Source organism: Streptomyces sp. MNU76 (assembly GCF_020982545.1).
GTDB lineage: Bacteria > Actinomycetota > Actinomycetes > Streptomycetales > Streptomycetaceae > Streptomyces.
The window spans coordinates 192,882-213,393 of record NZ_JAJKLK010000031.1 but is presented as its reverse complement, the minus strand read 5'-3'; the positions used below and the strand labels follow the sequence as shown (position 1 = coordinate 213,393).

General features: G+C 72.1%; 18 protein-coding genes, 4 pseudogenes and 1 riboswitch. Of the genes and pseudogenes, 10 read left to right on the top strand and 12 right to left on the bottom strand.

The window, feature by feature from the left end; translation table 11 throughout:
- Positions 1–30: 30 nt before the first annotated feature.
- The 8 genes and pseudogenes from E4N62_RS46490 to E4N62_RS46455 form a co-directional block, all read right to left on the bottom strand.
- Positions 31–1,620, bottom strand: coding sequence for an alpha/beta hydrolase (locus E4N62_RS46490; RefSeq protein ID WP_230224462.1), 1,590 nt, complete (start codon positions 1,618–1,620; stop codon positions 31–33).
- 163 nt (positions 1,621–1,783) lie between these two features.
- Positions 1,784–2,581, bottom strand: a complete 798-nt coding sequence (locus E4N62_RS46485; protein ID WP_230224692.1) for an urease accessory protein UreD — start codon at positions 2,579–2,581, stop codon at positions 1,784–1,786.
- Positions 2,578–3,261, bottom strand: a complete 684-nt coding sequence (ureG, locus tag E4N62_RS46480) for an urease accessory protein UreG (RefSeq protein ID WP_230224461.1) — start codon at positions 3,259–3,261, stop codon at positions 2,578–2,580. Before ureG ends, E4N62_RS46485 begins: the two co-directional genes overlap by 4 nt.
- Positions 3,262–3,461: 200 nt before the next feature.
- Positions 3,462–4,134, bottom strand: a pseudogene (locus E4N62_RS46475) (urease accessory protein UreF).
- A 30-nt stretch (positions 4,135–4,164) separates the two neighbouring features.
- The gene (locus E4N62_RS46470; protein ID WP_230224460.1) at positions 4,165–5,886 is read right to left on the bottom strand and encodes an urease subunit alpha; all 1,722 of its coding nucleotides are present in this window, start codon (positions 5,884–5,886) and stop codon (positions 4,165–4,167) included.
- Positions 5,879–6,190 (bottom strand): urease subunit beta, encoded by a 312-nt coding sequence (locus E4N62_RS46465; RefSeq protein ID WP_184896850.1) that lies wholly within the window; start codon positions 6,188–6,190, stop codon positions 5,879–5,881. Before E4N62_RS46465 ends, E4N62_RS46470 begins: the two co-directional genes overlap by 8 nt.
- A 9-nt stretch (positions 6,191–6,199) precedes the next feature.
- Positions 6,200–6,502, bottom strand: a complete 303-nt coding sequence (locus tag E4N62_RS46460; protein WP_045562427.1) for an urease subunit gamma — start codon at positions 6,500–6,502, stop codon at positions 6,200–6,202.
- A gap of 111 nt (positions 6,503–6,613) precedes the next feature.
- A complete protein-coding gene (locus tag E4N62_RS46455) occupies positions 6,614–7,258 on the bottom strand; it encodes a TetR/AcrR family transcriptional regulator (protein WP_230224459.1) in 645 nt (214 codons plus the stop codon).
- 237 nt (positions 7,259–7,495) lie between these two features.
- Between E4N62_RS46455 and E4N62_RS46450 the strand changes: the two genes are divergently transcribed.
- Entirely contained in the window at positions 7,496–8,515 is a 1,020-nt protein-coding gene (locus E4N62_RS46450) for an ABC transporter permease (protein ID WP_374117279.1), read from the top strand.
- A gap of 105 nt (positions 8,516–8,620) precedes the next feature.
- On the opposite strand, the gene E4N62_RS46445 is transcribed toward E4N62_RS46450, so the two are convergent.
- A complete protein-coding gene (locus tag E4N62_RS46445; protein ID WP_230224457.1) occupies positions 8,621–8,899 on the bottom strand; it encodes a type II toxin-antitoxin system Phd/YefM family antitoxin in 279 nt (92 codons plus the stop codon).
- A 133-nt stretch (positions 8,900–9,032) separates the two neighbouring features.
- On the opposite strand from E4N62_RS46445, the gene E4N62_RS46440 reads away from it, so the two are divergent.
- The 4 genes from E4N62_RS46440 to E4N62_RS46425 all read left to right on the top strand — a co-directional run bounded on the left by E4N62_RS46440 (position 9,033) and on the right by E4N62_RS46425 (position 11,763).
- Positions 9,033–9,689 (top strand): ATP-dependent Clp protease proteolytic subunit, encoded by a 657-nt coding sequence (locus tag E4N62_RS46440; RefSeq protein WP_230224456.1) that lies wholly within the window; start codon positions 9,033–9,035, stop codon positions 9,687–9,689.
- Between the two features lie 7 nt (positions 9,690–9,696).
- Positions 9,697–10,014 carry a hypothetical protein gene (locus E4N62_RS46435; RefSeq protein WP_230224455.1) on the top strand — a complete coding sequence of 106 codons (318 nt, stop codon included), beginning with the start codon at positions 9,697–9,699 and terminating at the stop codon, positions 10,012–10,014.
- Between the two features lie 365 nt (positions 10,015–10,379).
- Positions 10,380–10,591, top strand: a riboswitch (cyclic di-AMP (ydaO/yuaA leader).
- A gap of 3 nt (positions 10,592–10,594) precedes the next feature.
- A complete protein-coding gene (locus E4N62_RS46430) occupies positions 10,595–11,068 on the top strand; it encodes a C40 family peptidase (protein WP_184896845.1) in 474 nt (157 codons plus the stop codon).
- Positions 11,069–11,145: 77 nt separating this feature from the next.
- The gene (locus E4N62_RS46425; protein WP_230224454.1) at positions 11,146–11,763 is read left to right on the top strand and encodes a DUF6328 family protein; all 618 of its coding nucleotides are present in this window, start codon (positions 11,146–11,148) and stop codon (positions 11,761–11,763) included.
- Here the strand turns inward: E4N62_RS46425 and E4N62_RS46420 are convergent.
- The gene (locus tag E4N62_RS46420) at positions 11,735–12,193 is read right to left on the bottom strand and encodes an ATP-binding protein (RefSeq protein ID WP_230224453.1); all 459 of its coding nucleotides are present in this window, start codon (positions 12,191–12,193) and stop codon (positions 11,735–11,737) included. The two genes, E4N62_RS46425 and E4N62_RS46420, sit on opposite strands and share 29 nt — an antisense overlap.
- 248 nt (positions 12,194–12,441) lie before the next feature.
- Between E4N62_RS46420 and E4N62_RS46415 the strand changes: the two genes are divergently transcribed.
- Positions 12,442–13,302 (top strand): helix-turn-helix transcriptional regulator, encoded by an 861-nt coding sequence (locus tag E4N62_RS46415; protein ID WP_230224452.1) that lies wholly within the window; start codon positions 12,442–12,444, stop codon positions 13,300–13,302.
- A gap of 9 nt (positions 13,303–13,311) precedes the next feature.
- Positions 13,312–13,536, top strand: a complete 225-nt coding sequence (locus tag E4N62_RS46410) for a DUF397 domain-containing protein (RefSeq protein WP_230224451.1) — start codon at positions 13,312–13,314, stop codon at positions 13,534–13,536.
- Between the two features lie 57 nt (positions 13,537–13,593).
- Here E4N62_RS46410 and E4N62_RS46405 read toward each other — a convergent pair whose 3' ends face one another.
- Complete coding sequence (locus tag E4N62_RS46405) at positions 13,594–14,724, bottom strand: 8-amino-7-oxononanoate synthase (RefSeq protein WP_230224449.1); 1,131 nt, start codon at positions 14,722–14,724, stop codon at positions 13,594–13,596.
- Between the two features lie 195 nt (positions 14,725–14,919).
- Here E4N62_RS46405 and bioB point away from each other — a divergent pair.
- The 3 genes and pseudogenes from bioB to bioD all read left to right on the top strand — a co-directional run bounded on the left by bioB (position 14,920) and on the right by bioD (position 18,208).
- Positions 14,920–16,175 (top strand): annotated as a pseudogene (gene bioB, locus E4N62_RS46400) (biotin synthase BioB).
- Entirely contained in the window at positions 16,168–17,475 is a 1,308-nt protein-coding gene (locus E4N62_RS46395; RefSeq protein WP_230224447.1) for an adenosylmethionine--8-amino-7-oxononanoate transaminase, read from the top strand. Before bioB ends, E4N62_RS46395 begins: the two are co-directional and overlap by 8 nt.
- Positions 17,476–17,489: 14 nt before the next feature.
- Positions 17,490–18,208, top strand: a pseudogene (bioD, locus tag E4N62_RS46390) (dethiobiotin synthase).
- Between the two features lie 81 nt (positions 18,209–18,289).
- Here the strand turns inward: bioD and E4N62_RS46385 are convergent.
- A pseudogene (locus E4N62_RS46385) lies at positions 18,290–20,437 on the bottom strand (LuxR C-terminal-related transcriptional regulator).
- Positions 20,438–20,512: the final 75 nt, after the last annotated feature.

Sequence of the window (20,512 nt, the reverse complement as noted above, 5' to 3'; positions counted from 1 at the left end):
CGGCCCCTTCACGCCCTACGGGTGCAGGTCCTACGGGGTCGGCGTGGCGTGCGGGGCGCACTTCACGTCGGCCTTGCCCACCTTGCCGGTGAGCAGGTAGGTGTCCACGCGCTCGTTGACGCACGGGTTGACCAGACCGGTGACTCCGTGGGAGCCGGCCTTCTGCTCCGTGATCAGCCGGGAGCCCTTGAACCGCTTGTGCAGTTCGACGGCGCCCTCGTACGGCGTGGCCGCGTCCCGCTCTGACTGGACGATCAGGACGGGCGGCAGGCCCTTCTTGGTCTTGACGTCCACCGGGGTGTACTGCTTGGACTGCCAGGTGGCGCACGGCAGGTTCATCCAGGCGTTGGCCCAGGTCATGAACGGGTGGTTCTTGTGCAGCCGGGTGTTGTCGCGGTCCCACTTCTCCCAGCTCGTGGGCCACTTGGCGTCGGTGCACTCGACCGCCGTGTAGACGGCGTTGCCGTTCTCGGAGGCGGCGTTGCCCGCGGTGTCGGTGAGGTCCGGGGCGGCCGCGTCGACCAGCGCCTGGGTGTCACCGGCGGCGTACTTGCTCCACACCCGGGCGGTGGGCGCCCACGCGGAGTCGTAGTACGGGGCGCTCTGGAAGAAGGAGATCAGCTCGGCCGGGCCGACCAGCCCGCCGAGCGGGTTCTTCTTCGCGGTGGCGCGCAGCTTCAGCCAGTTCGCCTGCACCTTCGCCTGGGTGTCACCGAGGTGGTAGGTGGCGTCGTTCGCCGCGACCCACTTCGTCCAGTCCTTCCAGCGGCCCTCGAAGGCGACGTCCTGGTCCAGGTTGGCCTGGTACCAGATCTTCTCGCGGGAGGGGTTCACCACGCTGTCGACGACCATGCGGCGCACGTGGGTCGGGAAGAGGGTGCCGTAGACGGCGCCGATGTACGTGCCGTACGAGACGCCGAGGAAGTTGAGCTTCTTCTCCCCGAGGGCGGCCCGGATGACGTCCAGGTCACGCGCGGTGTTCGGGGTGGTCATGTGCGGCAGCATCGCGCCGCTGCGCTCCTTGCAGCCGGCCGCGTACTTCGCCGCGAGCCTGCGCTGCTTGCTCTTGTCGGCCTCGGAGTCCGGGACCGGGTCCATCTTGGGCGCCTTCACGAACTCCTGCGGGTCGGCACAGGAGATGGGCGCCGACTTGCCGACACCACGCGGGTCGAAGCCCACGAAGTCGTAGGCCTTGGCCGTGTTGACCCACAGCGGGCTCTTGGTGGTGACCCGGCGCGGGAAGCGCAGGCCGGAGCCGCCCGGACCGCCGGGGTTGTAGACGAGCGCGCCCTGGCGCTCCTCCTTCGTACCGGTGCTGTTGATCCGGTCGACGGCGAGCTTGATCTGCTTGCCGTTCGGCCTGGCGTAGTCCAGCGGCACGGTGACCCAGCCGCACTGGATGGGCTTCTCCAGACCCCAGCCCTCGGGGCAGTCCTGCCAGGCGATGCCCTGCTTCGCCGCCTTCGCGGCGGCTACGGCGACTCCCTTGGCCTCACGGTCCCGCGCACTCGCACCGTCCGCGGCACCGGCCGCGGGCGCGGTGACGGCACTGGCTATCAGGGTCGCCGTGACGAGCAGTCCGGCGGAGCCGAACGCTCCCGCCCTTCTCGTCGGCCTCATACCTCTCAAGAGGGAACTCCCCGTACATCGATTCGAAGTGTCGAATGGTCACGGGGATCCTCGTACCTGTGAGGCACCTGGGAACAGGGGGCCGACGTGTTCTTTACTAATCCGATAACCGGTGCGGAAAGTCCCGTTCAGCGGATGGCGGACCCGCTCCCCCTCAGCCGTCCAGCTCGGCGAGAGCCTGGTCGAGCACACGCCGCAGCCGCAGCGCATCGGGGGCGAGCGCGCTGACGAGGACGGCGGGGCCGGCGAGCGGAGTGAGCACGGCGGTCTCCCCCAGCACTCTCGGCTCGGGCAGCTTGTCGACGAACTCCGGCCGTACGACGAGGAGTTGACCGAGGGCCCGGTGTCCGCCGAGCACCGCGGGTCCGTCCCAGCCGCCGGGTGCCCCCGGCCCGCATCCCACCTCCTGGTCGAGCAACGCCCGCCCGCCGAGCAACAGGGTGAGCCGGCTCCGCAACCGTCCCGGCTCCTCACCGGCCCGGCCGAGCACCTGCTCCTCCCGGAACACCGACCGCGCCCCGACGGCGAGTTCCAGCCGCGTCGACACGGCCAGGTCGCTCCCCTGGGCGGAAATCAACTGCTCGGGCAGCCACCGCAGTTCGCCTCCGGCGGCCACGTCGATCCGTACGTCGTAGCGGGCCTCTCCCCTGGCCTGCCCGGGCAGCGCGATCGTCGCGGCGGCCGACCCGACGTCCAGCCGGGCCCCCTCGCCGATCTCCGCCTCGACGGCGAACCGGTCCCCGCCGAGCGGCCCGCTCATCGCCCCGACCAGCATGACGCGCGCCGCGTCACCGCTCCCCCGGGTGCGCCGCAGGGCCAGGGGTCCGTCGCTCTCCAGCACGGGCAGGGCCGTACCGCCGCGCCCGTCGGCGCGGGCCGCGATACGCGCGGTGGCCCTGACTCCGGTCGTCCCCCTGTCCCGCTGCACGGCGGCCCCTCTCGCCACCGTCATGCCGTCCACGCCGCGAGCTTCTCCCGGACCCAGGCGGCGACGTCCGCGACCCCGGTCCCGCCGCGCAACGACTGGAACACCACGGGCAGGTGCGCACGCTGTGCCTTCGCGTCCGCGGCCATCCGGGCGAGGTCGGACCCGACGTACGGCGCGAGGTCCGTCTTGTTGACGACGAGCAGGTCGGCGGTGGTGACACCGGGCCCGCCCTTCCGCGGGATGTCGTCGCCGCCGGCCACGTCGATGACGAAGATCTGCGCGTCGACGAGGCCCTTGGAGAAGGTGGCGGTCAGGTTGTCGCCGCCGGACTCGACGAGGATCAGGTCGAGCGGTCCGACCTCGTCCTCCAGATCCTCCACGGCCTCCAGGTTCGCGGAGATGTCGTCCCGGATGGCCGTGTGCGGGCACGCCCCCGTCTCCACGGCCGTGATCCGCTCGGGCGGCAGTACGGCCTCCCGCAGCAGGAACTCGGCGTCCTCCCGGGTGTAGATGTCGTTGGTCACGACCGCGAGGGACAACTCGTCCCGCAACGCCCGGCACAGCGCCGCGACGGTCGCCGTCTTACCGGACCCGACGGGCCCACCGAGCCCCACGCGCAGGGCCCGCCGAGTCCCGTCGGGCCGCCGCGCGTCCGCGGCGAGGGCGGAGGGGCCGTCGTGGGAGTGGGTGTGGTCGAGATGCATGACTGCGGCTCCTTGTTCGAGAGGGTGGGGTATGCGCGGAAGAGCTCGGGGAGGACGGTCGTACGGCGAGCGCGGGTCCATGGGGCCTCTCGCGCAGTTCCCCGCGCCCCTAAAGGATTCAGGCCCTGCGGGCCTGAAAAAAGCTGGGGCGCAGCCCCTTCAAGGATGGGACGGGTAAGGGCGGCGGGGGCGAACCCCGCTCAGGACGCGAACAACCGCACAGGCCAAGCCGCATGCACCTGCGCACCGATCTCCAACAACGGCCCGGAAGCCACCGGCAGACCCCCACCCCACCGGCCCCCACCCCCGCGCCGCCTCGACCGCCGCCCCCACCACCCCGTCCATCTCGGGAGCCAGCCGCGCCAACACCCCCGTCGCCTCGAACGGATCAAGACTCAGCAACCGCACCGTCGCACTGGCCGCCCCGCTCACACTCTCGTACGCGGCGCAGTACGCGGCATCGTCCGCCCCCAGCCCGGCGACACGGGCGGCGACCCCCAGCACGACCGGCTGGTGCGCCCCCTTGGGGAACGCCCGCGCCACCGCGTCCAGCTCCCCGGAGGGCCACGTCGCCCGCGCCGCCCGCATCAACTGCCGCCCCAGCTTCCGCGAGGCGACCCGCAGCGCGAGCGACGGCGTACGGGCGTCGGCGGCAACGTCCAGCTCGACCGGGTCGACACCCAGCGCGGCGGCGGCCGCGAGGGACGCAGCCACCAGTCCGGCGGTGTGCAGTCGCCCCCGGCAGAACGCCTCCAGCCCCTCCGCCCCGGTGATCAGCCCGGCCTTGACGGCCGCCTCGGCCCCGCCGGAGTGCGCGTGCCCCCCGGCGGGGAAGCGGCCGTCGGCCAGGACGAGAAGAGTCGCCCTAGACATCACGGACCCCAGCCACACGGACCCCAGCCATCAGAAGAGGAAGTAACGCTGGGCCATGGGCAGTTCGGCGGCCGGTGTCGCCTCGACCAGTTCCCCGTCGATGTGCACGGCGAAGCTGTCGGGGTCGACGCGCACCTCGGGCCGCGCGTCGTTCTCCCGCATGTCCGCCTTGGTGACCCCGCGGGTCGACTCGATGGCGACGAACCGCTTGCCCAGCGACAGCCGCTCCGGCAGCCCGTCCTCGATGGCGAGCGGTGCCACGAAGTTGAACGAGTTGGAGGCGGGCGCCCGCCCGATGGCCCCGTACATGGGACGCGGGAGGATCGGCTGCGGCGTGGGGATGGAGGCGTTGGCGTCGCCCATCTGCGCGTAGGCGATCTGCCCGCCCTTGATCACGAGCTGCGGCTTCACGCCGAAGAACGCGGGCTCCCACAGCACGAGGTCGGCGAGCTTGCCGCTCTCGACGGACCCGATCTCCTTGGAAAGACCCTGCGCGAGCGCCGGGTTGATCGTGTACTTGGCGACATAGCGACGTACCCGTCGGTTGTCCGCACGCCCGTCACCCGGGAGCGCGCCCCGCCGTCGCTTCATCACGTGCGCGGTCTGCCAGGTCCGCAGAATGACTTCGCCCACCCGGCCCATGGCCTGCGCGTCGGAGGAGATGATCGAGATCGCGCCCAGGTCGTGCAGGATGTCCTCGGCCCCGATGGTCGACGGCCGGATCCGGGACTCGGCGAACGCGAGGTCCTCGGGCACGGCCGCGTTCAGGTGGTGGCAGACCATCAGCATGTCGAGGTGTTCCTCGGCGGTGTTGACGGTGTAGGGCCGGGTCGGGTTGGTGGAGCTGGGCAGGACGTACGGCTCGGAGACGACGGTCATGATGTCGGGCGCGTGCCCGCCGCCCGCGCCCTCGGTGTGGTAGGCGTGGATCCCGCGCCCGGCGATCGCGGCGAGCGTGTCCCCCACGAAACCGGCCTCGTTGAGGGTGTCCGTGTGGATGGCGACCTGGATGCCGGTCCGTTCGGCGACGGTCAGCGAGGCGTCGATGACGGCCGGGGTCGAACCCCAGTCCTCGTGCAGCTTGAGGCCGAGGGCGCCCCCGCGGATCTGGGACAGCATCGCCTCGTGCGAGACCGTGTTGCCCTTGCCGAGGAACCCGATGTTGAGCGGGTACTGCTCCATCGCCTCCAGCATCCGGGCGAGGTGCCACGGACCGGGTGTGACGGTCGTGGCCTTCGAGCCCTCCGCCGGTCCCGTGCCGCCACCGACCAGGGTCGTGACACCGGACGACAGGGCCTCGTCGGCGATCTGCGGGCAGATGAAGTGGACGTGGGCGTCGATGGCCCCGGCGGTGACGATCCGCCCGTTGCCCGCGATGATCTCCGTCTCGGGGCCGATGACGAGGTCGGGGTGGATCCCGTCCATGGTGTCGGGGTTGCCCGCCTTGCCGATGCCGGTGATCCGGCCGTCCCGGATGCCGATGTCGGCCTTGACGATGCCCCAGTGGTCGATGATCACCGCGCCGGTGATGACGGTGTCCGGGGTGCCTTCTGCGCGCGTAGCACGCGCCTGGCCCATGGATTCGCGGATGACCTTGCCGCCACCGAACACGGCCTCGTCGCCGGCGAGTCCGGGTCCGCCGGAGCGGTCCTCCTCGATCTCGACGAGCAGATCGGTGTCGGCGAGCCGGATGCGGTCACCGGTGGTGGGGCCGAACAGGTCCGCGTACGCGGCACGCGAGATCTCAGGCATCGAGGGCACCTCCGGTCTCGCCGCGCAGACCAGGCACGACACGGGCGCCGGTGAGCGGTACGAGTTCGACGTCGACGGGGATCCCGGGCTCGAAACGCACGGCGGTGCCGGCGGCGACGTTCAGCCGCTTGCCGCGCGCGGCTGCGCGGTCGAACTCCAGGCCGGGGTTGGCCTCGGCGAAGTGGTAGTGGGAGCCGACCTGGACGGGCCGGTCGGCGGCGTTGAGGACGGTGAGCCGGGTGACCTCACGGCCCTGGTTGTAGACGATCGGGTCCGAGGCGAACAGGATCTCTCCGGGAATCACTGGCCCCCCTCAGACGATCGGGTCGTGGACGGTGACGAGCTTGGTGCCGTCCGGGAAGGTCGCCTCGACCTGGACGTCGTGGATCATCTCGGGGATGCCCTCCATGACGTCGTCCCGGGTGAGCAACTGCCGCCCGGAGGCCATGAGTTCGGCCACCGTGCGGCCGTCCCGCGCGCCTTCCAGGAGGTGCGCGGTGATGAGTGCGACGGCCTCGGGGTGGTTCAGCTTCAGGCCGCGGGCCCGGCGCTTCTCCGCCACGTCGGCCGCCACATGGATCAGCAGCCTCTCCTGCTCGTGCGGGGTCAGTTGCACGGCGTCCACCTCACATCCTCGCTCCGGACCGTGCGGGATCCGGTTGCCTCGCCACCGGACAAATTCGCTGGTGGCGTGGCCGCAGGCTAATTGGGTGGCGTTTCGGCGACGTTAACGCCCCGCCCGCTCAGTCCCGGTCTTCGGGTCGCCCATGCTCGTCAGCGCCTGCAGACCCAGCTCGACCACCTGGACCGGCGCTTCCCCGAAGAGCGCGTACTGGGCGAGGAAGCCCTGGGCGAGCGCCACCATCGTCCGCGCGACGCTGATCGCGGGGATGTCGGCCCGCATCAGGCCGGCGTCCTGGTAGGCCTCGACGATCTTGATCCAGGGCTTGCGGACCTCTGCGAACCCCTCCTGAAGGATGGCGTGCAGCTCGGGATTGCGCAGCGTCTCGGCCCAGACCTGGACCATGAGCCTCGGATAGAGGGACTCCCCCGCCTCCCCCAGCATGGGCTGCCGGTGCAGGATCCGGCGCAGGACCGTGCCGATCAGCACGTCCGGCGGCGGAGGAGGGCTCTGCGTGGTGGCCTCCTCGAACGCCGCGCGCACTTCGGCGAGGACCGTGCCGGCGATCGCGGCGATCAGTTCCTCCTTACCGCTGAAGTACCGGTAGACCGCCCCGGCGGAGAGGTCGGCCTCCTTCAGCACGTCCTGCATGGACGTGGCGTGGAAGCCGTTGCGGGCGAAGCAGCGGGCGGCGGCGTCGAGGATCTGGCGGCGGCGGGCGTCGAGGCGCTCCTGGGATACGCGGGGCATGCCGCCAAACGTAAAACGAACGTTCCTTCTTGACAAGCGCGACCCTCGGGAGCATGGTGAGCCCAAGAAAAACGAACGATCCTTCTTTTTAAGGAGACCCAGATGTCCGCCCCGTCCGCTGCATCCACCGCGGCCCAGGCCACGGGCACAGGCACAGGCACAGGCACCACCCCCGCCGCAGCCGCCCCCTCCACCGGCGCGGCGACCACGGGCCACTCGGTACCTCCCGGCCGTCGCATGGTCGCGATCATCGTCCTGGTCCCGCTCGTCGCGGCGCTCGCGCTCTGGGCCTTCGCCTGGCCCAACGCCCGCACCGCGCCGCGCGACCTGCCGCTCGGCGTGGCCGGACCGGCTTCCGCCGCCACCCAGGTCGAGCAGCAGCTCGAGCAGCGGGACGGCGCGTTCGAGATCCACCGCTACGCCGACGAGGCGGCCGCCCGGGAGGCGATCGAGGACCGGGATGTATACGGCGCGGTGGTCGTCTCCCCTGCCGGGCCCAAGCTGCTCACCGCCTCGGCCGCGAGCCCGATGGTCGCCCAGTTGCTGCAGCAGGCCGTGACGGAGCAGGCCGCACAGGAAGGCACCCGGGTGACGACCACCGACGTGGTGGCCGGCCCGGCGAACGACCCGCGGGGCGCGGCCTTCGGTTCGAGCGTGCTGCCCCTGGCCCTGGCCGGGACGGCGTCCGGCGCCATGATCACCCTGCTCGGGCTGCGCCGGGGTCGTGCGGCGGCCGCGTTGACCGGGGCCGCCGCACTGGTGGGGGCCGCGGCCGCCACCCTCGCCGACAGCTGGCTCGGTGTGCTCGGCGGTCACTGGTGGGCCGAGGCCGGCGTGCTGGGCCTGGCGATCCTGGCCGTCGGCGCCACCATGGCCGGACTCGCCGCGCTGCTGGGCAGGGCGGGCCTCGGTCTGGGCGCCCTGCTGATCGTGTTCCTCGGCAACCCGTTCGCGGGCGCCTCCTCCGCACCCCAGATGCTCCCGGAGCCTGCGGGCGCCCTCGGTCAGCTCCTCCCGCCCGGCGCCGGGGCGTCGCTCCTCAGGTCGGTGTCCTTCTTCGACGGCGCCGGCGCCCTGGCCCCGACCTTGGTGCTGACCGCGTGGGCCGCCCTCGGTCTGACGGCGATCCTCATGGCCGGCCTGCGCGAGCGCCGCACCCGCCCGCCGAGCGCCCCACCGAGCGGACCGCCCGGAGCCGCCCCCGGCCCACTGAGCCCGGCGACCGCTCTCCACACCGGCCCTGCGCCCCCGCTGTAGCGGACGGGGGCGCAGGGCCTTTCGGTTGCCGAGGTTGCGGGTCCCCTGCGTAGACGCGGGAAGCGACCGCCGCCCGGGCCCAGCCCACCGCTCCTGTCAGGAGTCCTACGAAGCCCCGGGCCCCCGGTGCTCGGCCGCGATGCCGAAGCGCTGCTGTTCCCGCGCCGTCGGCGCTACCTCGCGTACTCGGGAGACGGCGCTGATCACCGGCTCGTCGGTGGGCTCCTGGAGGGCTTCGAGCTGCTCCAGGTCCGCCGCGGAGACCAGGGCGACGAGGGGCTTGCCGTGCCGCGTCACGACGACGCGCTCGCCGCCGTAGACCACGCGGTTGATCAGATCGGCGAGCTCAGCCCTGGCTTGCGTCACCGGAATCTCGTAGGCCATGCAGTCCAGCTTAGACCGGGCACCTCGCGCCGCCCCGAGTACGAGATCCCGCTCCGGCCGACCGAAACGCCTCCTCTCTGGTACGTACGTCCTGTACATTTTTTACAGAAGTCGATCAGAGGAGGCGCGTCCCATGCCAGCGAACCGCGTGCCCGCGAACCGGCCGTCGGCCCGTCATGTGCTGCCCGAGTTCACCGAGCGCACCAGTGCGGGTCACCGAACGATGGATCCGTACGCCAAGTTGTTGGAAGAACGGATCGTGTTCCTCGGGACGCAGATCGACGACACCTCGGCGAACGACGTGATGGCGCAGTTCATGCACCTCGAACACCAGTCGCCGGACCGCGACATCTCGCTGTACATCAACTCGCCCGGCGGCTCGTTCAGCGCGATGACGGCGCTCTACGACACCATCCGCTTCGTCACCTGCGACGTGGAAACCGTCTGTCTGGGGCAGGCGGGATCGGCCGCCGCGGTGCTCCTCGCGGCGGGCACGCCGGGCAAGCGGTTCGTGCTGCCCGGCGCGCGCGTGTTGATCCACCAGCCGGCGGTGGCCGACCGGATCGAGGGGCAGGCCAGCGATCTGGCGATCCAGGCCGAGGAGTTGACGCGCAACCGCCGGAAGCTGGAGGAGATGCTCGTCCGGCACACGGGCCGGAGCCCGGAGCGGATCAGCGCCGACATCGAGCGGGACACCTTCCTCGACGCGGAGGCGGCGGTGGAGTACGGCCTGGCCGATCGGGTGATCCCGAACCACAGGGCCTCGCGTACGCTCCCCGGCGCGAGGTGAGCCGGAGATGCTCCCGCCGGAACTGCCGCCGTTGCCCGCGCTCACGCGCGCCGAGGCCGAGCTGATCGACCGTTACCTGGATGCGGTCGATCTGCTCGGCCGGATCAATCCGGCCCGACCGGGCGACACCTACCGCGGGTTGCGCGCGGCGCAGGCTCTCGTCTCCAAAGCGACCGCCCTGCGCGACGCGCTCGAACTGATGCACAGGCGTGGAGAGCACGAGGTGCACGCCCCGACGCTCGCGCGAGCCCTGCGGGTCCTGGACGGCGAGCGGCGGGCGGGGCGGGTGACGCTGCCGCCGGAGCCGGAGGACTCACCCGCCTAGGTGTGCTGACCCGAGAGGTTGGTGACGCGGCTGAACCGATCCCTGAGCGCTCGCCGTACTCCTGACGGAGCGTCCGGTCCAGGTTTCGCGCCGTCCGGACGGCCTACCGCTATCGACCCATCGGCCCATACGTCGTGAGGACCTGTGAAGTTGCGCAACATGCCTGGTACCGGGCCGGAATATGCCATTCCGGTGCTGGTGCGGACCTCCTCGACCGCAGAGACACAACAGCTGAAAAGGATCTGTCCACCCGAACGGGCGAGTGGTGAGTAAGACCACAAATCCACGGTTCCGTTGGGATTTTCGGACGTCCGTACGCCAAGATCCCTTCCTGACGACAAGCCCCCGCCGCAGCGGCGGGGCGATCCGGGTGGACGCCGAGTCCTGCCGCTACCCGGATGACCGGTCGACAGAAGTGCATCGGCAGGAGTGGAGGACCCAAGCACGACGGGTCGCCGGAACGGTCACGCCATGACCGGGCCGAGCAGCCCTTGGGGTGAAGCCGCGTCAGCGGCCGGGCAACTTCGCCAGCCCGAATCCGACAGGTCATCCTTCACAGGCGGCTGACGAAGGGTTGCGCATGACTGCGCTGAATCGTGTCCCGTCGCTGTTGACCCGGGCCGGCACGGCCTCGGCTCTGACCATCGCCGCTGTCAGCGGCAGCATCGTGGTCCCGGGCGCCGCATCCGGCGCCGAGGCCGCCACTGTGGCGTCGAAGGCACTGAAGGTCGCGGCTTCCAAGAAGGGCTCCCCTTACAAGTACGGCGCCACGGGCCCGAGCAGGTTCGACTGCTCAGGGCTGACGCTCTACTCGTTCAAGAAGGCGGGCAAGAAGCTGCCCCGTACTGCTCAGCAGCAGTACAACAAGACGAAGCACATCTCCGCGAGCAGCCGCAAGCTCGGAGACCTCGTCTTCTTCCACTCGGGCTCGAACGTCTACCACGTCGGTATCTACGCGGGGAAGGGAAAGATCTGGCACTCGCCGAAGACGGGTGACGTCGTCCGGCTGCAGAAGCTGTGGACGAAGAACGTCTGGTACGGCCGGGTCCGCTGACCCACCGTCCGGGGCGGCGGAGAGCTCTGCCGCCCCGGACGGGCGTGCGACCGGCGGTTTTGGATACCCGTTCGACCATGGCCGACGAACGCACCCGCCCCGCACGCAACGAGACCCCGCTCGAACGCGCCGACCGCAATTTCTCCGAGCTGCTGCAGGAGTTGCGCGTCACCCAGACCGGGGTGCAGATCCTCTTCGCGTTCCTGCTGACGTTGGCCTTCACCCCGCGCTTTCCGGACCTGGACTCCGTCCAGCGCGCCACGTACGTCATCACCCTGCTGCTCTCGGTCCTCGCGGCGACGCTCTTCACCGCCCCGGCCGCCCTGCACCGCTCACTCTTCCAGCAGAACGCCAAGCCCGTCATCGTCCAGGTCTCGTCGAGGCTGGCCACCGCGGGCCTGATCGTGCTGATGCCGGCCTTCACCGGATCGGTCCTGCTCGTCGTGGACGTGACGCTCGGCCGGAAGGCCGGGATCACCGCCGGGGCCGGCACCTTCCTCGTGTGCCTGAGCCTGTGGGCCGTCCTCCCGAGGCTGGTGGGCCGTGTCTCGGACCGCTACGGCTCGACTCCGACCACGCGCGCACCCGCGCCGCCGTCGACGACACCTCAGGGCCCGGGCACCAGCACGGATACGGGCACGAGCCCGGAAACGGACCGGGACGCCGTCACGTCTCCTGCGGACCGCCTGCGCTGACCGGCTGCGCCGGGACCGTCCAGGGCAGTTCGATCGCCACCGTCTTGCCGCCCTCCCGGGTGGGTCTGACGCTGAGCCTGCCCCCGCACTCGGCGGTCAGCCAGCGGATGATGACCATGCCCCGGCCGTTGTCCTGCTGGACGGCGGCCGGCAGCCGTTTCGGAAAGCGTGGATGGCTGTCGGTGACGCCGATGCACAGCTGCTCGTCCCGGTCGAGGGCGATGTCCACGGTGAAGGTGGGCGACTGACCGAGGGTGTGCTGGACGGCGTTGGTGGCGAGCTCGGACACGATCAGGCGCACGGTGTCCGCGATGTCGGTGTCGCCCGGCAGACCCCATTCGGCGAGCACGCCGGCGACGTAGTTCCGGGCCGTGGACACCGAGGCGGGATCGCTCGGCAGAGTGACGGATGCTTCCAGGTGATCTGCCATGGCGAGGCGTCCCTTTCCCACGGGACCGGATGTCCGACAGGGAGCGGATGGTTCGACTACGGTCCCGGACTGGTGCTTCGCGCCAGACTGCCACTACCTGGGCTGTCTCGGGTGGCGATCCACCAAGATATGCATATATCTGTCGCTCGAAGCGGTGAACTATCCGACGGCCGACCGTATTTCGGTGGGGGTTTCGTCCATCCTTTGTCGTCACCCCGACTTCGCGCGCCGGGCGGAAGGAGAATCCCATGCAGTACGGTCCGGCGGTGCGCCGCCGCAGGCTCGGTGCCGAGTTGCGTGTCCTGCGCACCCGTTCCGCGCTCACCAGCATCGAGGCGGCCCACCGCGTGGGCTGGCACCAGTCCAAGGTGAGCCGGATCGAGACGGGCGCGAGCGGGGTGAAGCCCGCGGACGTCCGCAAGCTACTGGACGCGTACGGGGTCTGCGACGCCGAATTACGGGAGCTGCTCCTGGCGCTGGCGGGCTCCGAGGACGGCGGCGGGCGGCACAACTGGTGGCACGCGTACCGGGGCGTACTACCGCCGACGTACCGGGACTTCATCAGCCTGGAGTCGCAGGCCGGGGGGATGCGGACGCTGGAGACCTCGGTGGTGCCCGGCCTGCTGCAGATTCCCGAGTACGCGCGGGCGGTGACCCGGGCCGCGGTGGAGGGGCTGGAAGACGACAAACTCGACGCGCTCGTGGAAGTGCGGCTCGCGCGGCAGGAAGTACTGCGCGGGAACCCGCCGCTGGAGCTGAGCGCCGTGCTCGACGAGGGCGTTCTCCGACGCGAGGTCGGCGATCCCGAGATCATGGCCCGCCAGCTGGGCCGGCTGGTCGAGGCGGCGCGACTGCCTCAGGTGCGACTGCAGGTGCTGCCGTTCACTGCCGGAGCGCACATCGGCGTCACGGGCCCTTTCGTAATTTTCTCATTTCGGAGCACATCCGATCTGGACGTGGTTGTTCTCGACCACTTGACGAGTAGCCTCTACCTCGAACGGAAAGAAGACCTCAAGGCGTATGTCGAGGCCTTCAACGCCCTTCAGATCCACGCCCTTTCGCCCGAGGACTCGTTGGATTACATCGCCGGGCTAGCCGCCGGCGCGTAAGGAGGCACCATGTCCGCACTGCCTCGGAACGTACCCACCAGTACCGAACTGCGCGGAGTGCGATGGCTGCGCGGCAGTCGCAGCACGGGGATGAACAACTGCGTGGAGACGGCCCGTCCCGCGTCCGGCCGCTGGGCCGGACTGGTGGCCGTACGCGATTCGAAGAACACGGCGGGGCCCGCCCTGCTGTTCGACCCCGACGCCTGGGAGGGATTCATCACCACGCTTCGGTGACCACCACCGACGGCGTTCGCACTTCCGCTTACGGCGACGCTCGGTCCTGACGCCGACTCACGGCCGCGTATCGCCGATGATCCCCACGGCTCGGTCGATCTGTTCCCGCGTGAGATCCGCACGGGCGGTCAGCCGCAGCCGCGAAACGCCGTCCGGTACGGACGGTGGACGGAAACAGCCGACGGCGAGACCCGCCGCCCGGCAGTCCGCCGCCCACCGCACCGCCTGATCCGGCGACGGCGCGCGTACGGAGACCACCGCGGCGTCGGGCCGCACCGCTTCATGGCCCGACGCCGTCAGCCGTGTGTGCAGCTCCCGCGCCACCTCGCGGGCCCGTGCGGCGCGCTCCGGCTCACGGCGCAGCAGCCGGAGCGCGGCGAGCGCCGCTCCGGTCGCCGCGGGGGCGAGGCCCGTGTCGAAGATGAACGTCCGGGCCGCGTTGACCAGGTGGTCGACGACCTTCGCGGACCCGAGCACCGCTCCGCCCTGGCTGCCCAGCGACTTCGACAGCGTGACCGTCACGACCACGTCGGGGGCGCCCGCGATCCCCACCGCGTACGGCGCGCCCCGGCCGCCGTCGCCGAGGACACCGAGGCCGTGCGCGTCGTCCACCACGAGCCCGGCGCCGAACTCACGGCAGGCGGCGGCCAGTCCGGTCAGCGGGGCGGCGTCGCCGTCCACGGAGAACACCGTGTCGGAGACGGCGACGGCAGGCGCCCCGCCGCCCGTGGCGAGCGCCTTGCGGACCGCCTCCGGGTCGGCGTGGGCCACGACCTGGGTGGTGCCCCGGGCCAGCCGGCAACCGTCGATGAGGGAGGCGTGGTTGCCCGCGTCCGAGACGATCAGGAAGCCGTGCGGGGCGAGCGCGGTGACGGCGGCGAGGTTGGCCGCGTAGCCGGAGGAGAAGACGAGGGCGGCCTCGAAACCGCAGAAGTCGGCGAGTTCCCGCTCCAGCTCGCCGTGCAGCTCGGTGGTGCCGGTGACGAGCCGGGAGCCGGTGGCGCCGGCGCCCCAGCGGCGCGCGGCCTCGGCGGCGCCCTCGGTGATCTCGGGGTGCCGGGCCAGACCCAGGTAGTCGTTGCTCGCGAGATCGAGGAGCGGCGAGTCGGCGGGGCGGGGACGCAGGGTGCGCACCAGCCCGGCCCGGCGGCGCGCCGAGGCCTGCTCGTCGATCCAGCCGAACGCCATGGGTCCTCCGGTTTGATGTGCGGCCCGCAGCACCGGGCCGTCGTGGACGGCTCGGCGGGGGCTTTTGTAGGCAGTGCACAGACACTAACGGCCGGACCAGCCGCCCACGATGTGGCAATACCCACACGTCGATCCCACTCTGTTGTCCGAAGCCTCCTTGGCCGGGAGCGGTCCCGTAGGACAGGATCGGCTCTCATGGACCTGCTGAACACGCTGGTGGACAAGGGGCTCCGGCGAGAGCCGCTGAGCCGTGCCGAGGCGCTCGCCGTTCTGGGCACCTCCGACGACGAGCTGTTGGACGTGGTGGCCGCGGCCGGGAGGGTGCGCCGGCACTGGTTCGGGCGCCGGGTGAAACTGAACTACCTGGTCAACCTCAAGTCGGGCCTGTGCCCCGAGGACTGTTCCTACTGCTCGCAGCGGCTCGGCTCGACCGCCGGCATCCTCAAGTACACCTGGCTCAAGCCGCATGAGGCCTCCGAGGCAGCCGCGGCAGGGCTCGCGGGCGGCGCCAAGCGGGTCTGCCTGGTGGCGTCCGGGCGCGGCCCGACCGACCGGGACGTGGGCCGGGTCTCCGACACCATCAAGGCGATCAAGGACGGCAACGAGGGCGTCGAGGTGTGCGCCTGTCTCGGTCTGCTCTCCGACGGCCAGGCGGAACGTCTGCGGGAGGCGGGCGCCGACGCCTACAACCACAACCTGAACACGTCCGAGGCGACGTACGGCGAGATCACGACGACGCACACGTACGCCGACCGGGTGGACACGGTCCAGAAGGCGCACGCGGCCGGTCTGTCGGCCTGCTCGGGGCTGATCGCGGGCATGGGCGAGAGCGACGAGGACCTGGTCGACGTGGTCTTCTCGCTGCGCGAACTGGACCCGGACTCCGTGCCGGTGAACTTCCTGATCCCGTTCGAGGGCACCCCGCTGGCCAGGGAGTGGAACCTGACCCCGCAGCGCTGTCTGCGGATCCTGGCGATGGTGCGGTTCGTCTGCCCGGACATCGAGGTGCGGATCGCGGGCGGCCGCGAGGTCCATCTGCGCACGATGCAGCCGCTCGCCCTGCACCTGGCCAACTCGATCTTCCTCGGCGACTACCTCACGAGTGAGGGCCAGGCGGGCAAGGCCGACCTGGAGATGATCGCGGACGCCGGGTTCGAGGTGGAGGGCACCGACCAGGTGACGCTGCCGCGGCACCGGGCGACCGCGGCCGCCGGTGAGGGCTGCGGGTCCGCGGAGAGCGCCGGGTGCGGGTCGCACGCCGGGGGCGGCTGTGGATCGCACGCGGAGGAGGGCGCGGGCGCGGGTTGCGGGTCGCACGCGGGGGTGGGGTGTGCGGTTCCGCCACCCAGGCCCCGGCCCCGGCCGCCGCGACCCCGGTCGGCGAGGCTCGTACGGATCTGGTGGCCGTACGCCGCCGGGGCGCCGGCACCGATCTCGCGCCCAATGCCTGAGGTGCCCGCCCCCCTCGGCACGGCCGGTCCGAGCGTGCCGGAGCTGCTGGAGCTCGACCGGCGGCATGTGTGGCACCCGTACGGGCCCATGCCGGGTCGGCAGGAACCGCTCGTCGTGGAGTCGGCGAGCGGGGTCCGGCTGAAGCTCGCGGCCGGTTCGGGCGAGCTGGTCGACGGCATGTCGTCGTGGTGGTCGGCGATCCACGGCTACAACCACCCCGTCCTGAACGAGGCGGCGCGCGAGCAGCTCGGCCGGATGAGCCACGTCATGTTCGGCGGGCTCACCCATGAGCCCGCCGTGCGGCTGGCGAAGCACCTCGTCGACCTGTCGCCCGACGGTCTGGAGCATGTGTTCCTCGCCGACTCGGGGTCGGTGTCCGTCGAGGTCGCGGTCAAGATGTGCCTGCAGTACTGGCGCTCGCTCGGCCACCCCGACAAGCGGCGGCTGCTGACCTGGCGCGGCGGCTACCACGGCGACACCTGGCAGCCGATGTCGGTGTGCGACCCCGAGGGCGGGATGCACGAGCTCTGGCAGGGCGTCCTGCCCCGGCAGGTGTTCGTGGACCCGCCGCCGGTCGAGTTCGACGAGGAGTACGCGCAGTCGCTGCGCGCGGCGATCGAGCGGCACGCCGGCGAGCTGGCGGCCGTGATCGTGGAGCCCGTGGTGCAGGGGGCGGGCGGGATGCGCTTCCACTCCCCCGCCTATCTGCGGGTGCTGCGCGAGGCGTGCGACGCGCACGACGTGCTGCTGGTGTTCGACGAGATCGCCACCGGGTTCGGGCGTACGGGAGCGCTGTTCGCGGCCGACCACGCGGCGGTGACGCCGGATGTGATGTGTGTCGGCAAGGCGCTCACCGGCGGTTATCTGACCCTGGCGGCGGCCCTTTGCACAGCCCGGGTGGCCGACGGGATCTCGCGGGGCGAGGTGCCGGTGCTGGCCCACGGGCCCACCTTCATGGGCAACCCGCTGGCGGCTGCCGTCGCCTGTGCCTCGATCGAGCTGCTGCTGGGTCAGGACTGGCTCGCGGAGGTCAGCCGGATCGAGACGGGGCTGCGGGACGGGCTGGCGCCCGCGCGTGAACTGCCGGGGGTGAGGGACGTCCGTGTCCTCGGCGCGATCGGGGTCGTCCAGCTCGACCACCCGGTGGACATGGCGGCCGCCACGGCGGCAGCGGTGCGCGAGGGCGTGTGGCTGCGGCCGTTCCGGGATCTCGTCTACACGATGCCGCCGTACGTCACCGGCGACGAGGACGTGGCGCGGATCGCGCGCGCGGTGTGCGCGGCGGCGACGGCGGGATGACGGAAAGGGATGACATGACGGTCCTGGTGGTCACGGGGACGGGTACGGAGGTCGGCAAGACGGTCACCACGGCGGCCGTCGCGGCGGTGGCCCTGGCGTCCGGCCGGTCCGTGGCCGTCCTCAAGCCCGCGCAGACCGGCGTACGTCCGGACGAGCGCGGTGACGCGGACGAGGTGGCCAGGCTCGCTGGCGCCGTGACGGTACGCGAACTCGCCCGCTATCCCGAGCCGTTGGCCCCGGCGACCGCCGCCCGGCGCGCCGGGCTCCCCGCGGTGCACCCCGAGGACGTGGCCGAGGCGGCGGCGAAGCTGGCGGTCGACCACGACCTGGTACTGGTGGAGGGCGCGGGCGGCCTCCTCGTCCGGTTCGACGAGGCGGGCGGCACGCTGGCGGACACGGCCCGGCTGCTGGGGGCGCCGGTCCTGCTGGTCGCCTCGGCCGGACTGGGTACGTTGAACACGACCGAGCTGACGGCACGCGAACTCGCCGCGCGGGAAGTGGAGTCGGCGGGTGTCGTGATCGGCAGCTGGCCCGAGGTCCCGGATCTGGCGTCGCGGTGCAATCTGGCTGATCTGCCGGTGGTCGCGGATGCGCCACTGGTGGGGGCGGTGCCCGCGGGGGCCGGGGCGTTGCCCCCGGCCGCCTTCCGGGCGGCGGCCGGGGTTGGCTGGCGCCGGCGTTGGGCGGGGTGTGGGACGCGGTGTCCTTCAGTGCCAGCGAGGCCGCGCCGTAGGGGTCCTGTGGCGGGTCTTCTGCGGGTACGTCGTGGCTGGTCGCTTAGTTCCCGCGCCCCTGAGGGGGCGCGCCGGCGCTCTCAGCTTTCCGTCTCCCCCAGCAGCCTCACCAGCTCGATCCTCGATCTGATGCCCAGCCGCGAGAACACCCCCCGCAGATGGTGGTCGATCGTGCGCGGGCTCAGGAGCAGCCGCGAGGCGATCTCCCGGTTGGTCGCCCCCTCCGCCGCCATGCGCGCGATCATCAGCTGCTGGGCGGTGAGTCGGGTCGCCAGGGCCTCGGCGGCGGGTGCGGCGGTGGCGCGCTCGCCCAGGGCGCGGAGTTCCGCGCGGGCCTGGGACGCGCAGTGCGGGGAGCCGAAGTGGTCGAAGGCCTCCAGGGCGCTGTGCAGCCGGTCGCGGGCCTCGGTGCGGTTGCGGAGCCGCCGCAGGGCGCTGCCGAACAGCAGTTCCGTACGGGCGCGTTCGAAGTCGCGGGTGCCGGAGGCATGCAGGTCGAGGGCGGCGCGGTAGTGCTCGACGGCCTCCTCGCCGGTGGCGAGGAGGGCCCGGCAGCGGGCGCTGAGCGCGAGGTCGTCGGCGCTGCGGACGGTGCGGGCCCAGCGGTCGTAGTCGGCGTGCGCGGCGACGGCCACCCGGGTGTCGCCGGTACGGACGGCGGCCTCGACGTAGTGCGGGGTGGCGAGGTGCCGGATGGCCCGGTGCCCGTGCCCGGGGCCGAACCCGGCGAGGGCGCGCAGCCGGGCGGCCGAGGCGGCGTAGCGGCCGGTGCTCAGGTCTAGGAAGGCGAGGGCGAACATCGCGAGCGCGGCGGGCAGTCCGAGGCCGCGTTCCAGGGCGTGGCCGCGGGCGGACTCGGCGCGCTCCCGGCAGACCTGCTCGTCGCCGGTGATGGCGGCGAACATCGCGAGGGCGGCCTGGAGATGGCAGGCCCCGTTGTCCTGCCCGGTGGCGTACGCCTGGCGCAGGGCGTCCACGGCGGCGGCCTCGGCGGCCTTGGGGCGGCCGGTCCAGAACTCGGCGTAGGCCCGGAACTCCATGGCCTGCGGCACGGTCGCCGTCTCGCCGCCGGCCCGCGCGGAGGCGGCGGCGCGGGCGGTGGCGGTGAAGGCGCGGGTGTGGTCGCCGAGGAGGAGGGCGGCGATCCCGGAGTGGATGAGCTGGGTGGGGTCGCCGCCGGGACCGCAGCGTCCGGCGGCGGCTTCGAGGACGTCGCGGGCGTCGTCGTAGCGTCCCTCGAACGCGGCGGCGAGGGCGCCGAGGGTGCTGGGCGGCAGGATGCCGAGCCCGTCGGCGACGGCGGCGGCCTCGCGGCAGCGGCGGAGGTCCCCGGTGTAGATGGCGGCCTCGGTGGCTCGTGCCAGCAGATGGGAGGCGTGGTCCGAGGTGTGGTCGCCGACGTGCCGGACGGTGGCGGTGAGCAGGGCGTCGAACGCCTCGGCGGCGTTGCCGGCGCGCAGGGCGAGCAGTCCCGCGAGGGCGTCGTCGTCGGTGGCGGCGACGAGACGGCGGGCCCGGTCGCCGTCGCCGGACTGCCAGGCCTCGGCGGCGGCCCGGGCGAGCAGGGGCGCGCGTTCGGCGGGTTCGGGGGTGAGGCCGGCGGCGCGTTCGGCGAGGGCGGACGCGAGGGCCGGGTCGCCGATGGCACGTGCCACCCGTGACGCGAGACGGAGTTCGGCGGCGAGCCGACGGCTGGGGCCGAGGGCGGCGGCGGCCCGGTGCCAGGACCGGCCGGGTCGCTCGCCCTCGCCGCTGAGGACGGCGGCGAGGAGGCGGTGGGCCTCGCGCCGGTCGGCCGTGGACGCGGACTCGTACACGGCGATCCGGGTCCAGGCGTCCCGGAAGACGATGCCCTGGGCGGTGGTGTGCGCGAGGCCGGCCGCCTCCGCCGTGTCGAGCGGCCGGGTGTCGAGGCGGGCGGCGGTGACGGCGCGCGCGCGTGCGTCGCCACCGGGTACTGGTCGGCGGCGGCGAGGAGCAGCAGGAAGCGGGTGTCGTCGGGCAGGGCCCGCACGTCCCGCCGGTGGCTCTGCAGGAGGGTGGGGGCCAGTGCGAGGGGCTCGGCGGGGAGCGGGTCGAGGCCCGCGAGCTGGCGGGGTGAGGGCCGCGGCGAGTTCCGCGGCGGCCCGCGGGTCGCCGTGGGCGGCGTGCAGCAGGCGTACGCGCACGCCTTCGGACAGCGTGGGCACGGCGGCCGACGCTGCGTCCGGACTCGGCCACGCGTTCATGGGGGGCGGTGGCGAGCGATGCGGAAGTCGCGGGGGGTTCACCGGAGTCACCACACCCATCACGTTACTTGCGGG

Bases quoted from the DNA above. Each gene is read 5' to 3' on its own strand.
- E4N62_RS46490 (WP_230224462.1), bottom strand. From the start codon at position 1,620: ATGAGGCCGACGAGAAGGGCGGGAGCGTTCGGCTCCGCCGGACTGCTC.
- E4N62_RS46485 (WP_230224692.1), bottom strand. From the start codon at position 2,581: ATGACGGTGGCGAGAGGGGCCGCCGTGCAGCGGGACAGGGGGACGACC.
- ureG (WP_230224461.1), bottom strand. From the start codon at position 3,261: ATGCATCTCGACCACACCCACTCCCACGACGGCCCCTCCGCCCTCGCC.
- E4N62_RS46470 (WP_230224460.1), bottom strand. From the start codon at position 5,886: ATGCCTGAGATCTCGCGTGCCGCGTACGCGGACCTGTTCGGCCCCACC.
- E4N62_RS46455 (WP_230224459.1), bottom strand. From the start codon at position 7,258: ATGCCCCGCGTATCCCAGGAGCGCCTCGACGCCCGCCGCCGCCAGATC.
- E4N62_RS46450 (WP_374117279.1), top strand. From the start codon at position 7,496: ATGGTCGCGATCATCGTCCTGGTCCCGCTCGTCGCGGCGCTCGCGCTC.
- E4N62_RS46445 (WP_230224457.1), bottom strand. From the start codon at position 8,899: ATGGCCTACGAGATTCCGGTGACGCAAGCCAGGGCTGAGCTCGCCGAT.
- E4N62_RS46440 (WP_230224456.1), top strand. From the start codon at position 9,033: ATGCCAGCGAACCGCGTGCCCGCGAACCGGCCGTCGGCCCGTCATGTG.
- E4N62_RS46435 (WP_230224455.1), top strand. From the start codon at position 9,697: ATGCTCCCGCCGGAACTGCCGCCGTTGCCCGCGCTCACGCGCGCCGAG.
- E4N62_RS46430 (WP_184896845.1), top strand. From the start codon at position 10,595: ATGACTGCGCTGAATCGTGTCCCGTCGCTGTTGACCCGGGCCGGCACG.
- E4N62_RS46425 (WP_230224454.1), top strand. From the start codon at position 11,146: ATGGCCGACGAACGCACCCGCCCCGCACGCAACGAGACCCCGCTCGAA.
- E4N62_RS46420 (WP_230224453.1), bottom strand. From the start codon at position 12,193: ATGGCAGATCACCTGGAAGCATCCGTCACTCTGCCGAGCGATCCCGCC.
- E4N62_RS46415 (WP_230224452.1), top strand. From the start codon at position 12,442: ATGCAGTACGGTCCGGCGGTGCGCCGCCGCAGGCTCGGTGCCGAGTTG.
- E4N62_RS46410 (WP_230224451.1), top strand. From the start codon at position 13,312: ATGTCCGCACTGCCTCGGAACGTACCCACCAGTACCGAACTGCGCGGA.
- E4N62_RS46405 (WP_230224449.1), bottom strand. From the start codon at position 14,724: ATGGCGTTCGGCTGGATCGACGAGCAGGCCTCGGCGCGCCGCCGGGCC.
- E4N62_RS46395 (WP_230224447.1), top strand. From the start codon at position 16,168: ATGCCTGAGGTGCCCGCCCCCCTCGGCACGGCCGGTCCGAGCGTGCCG.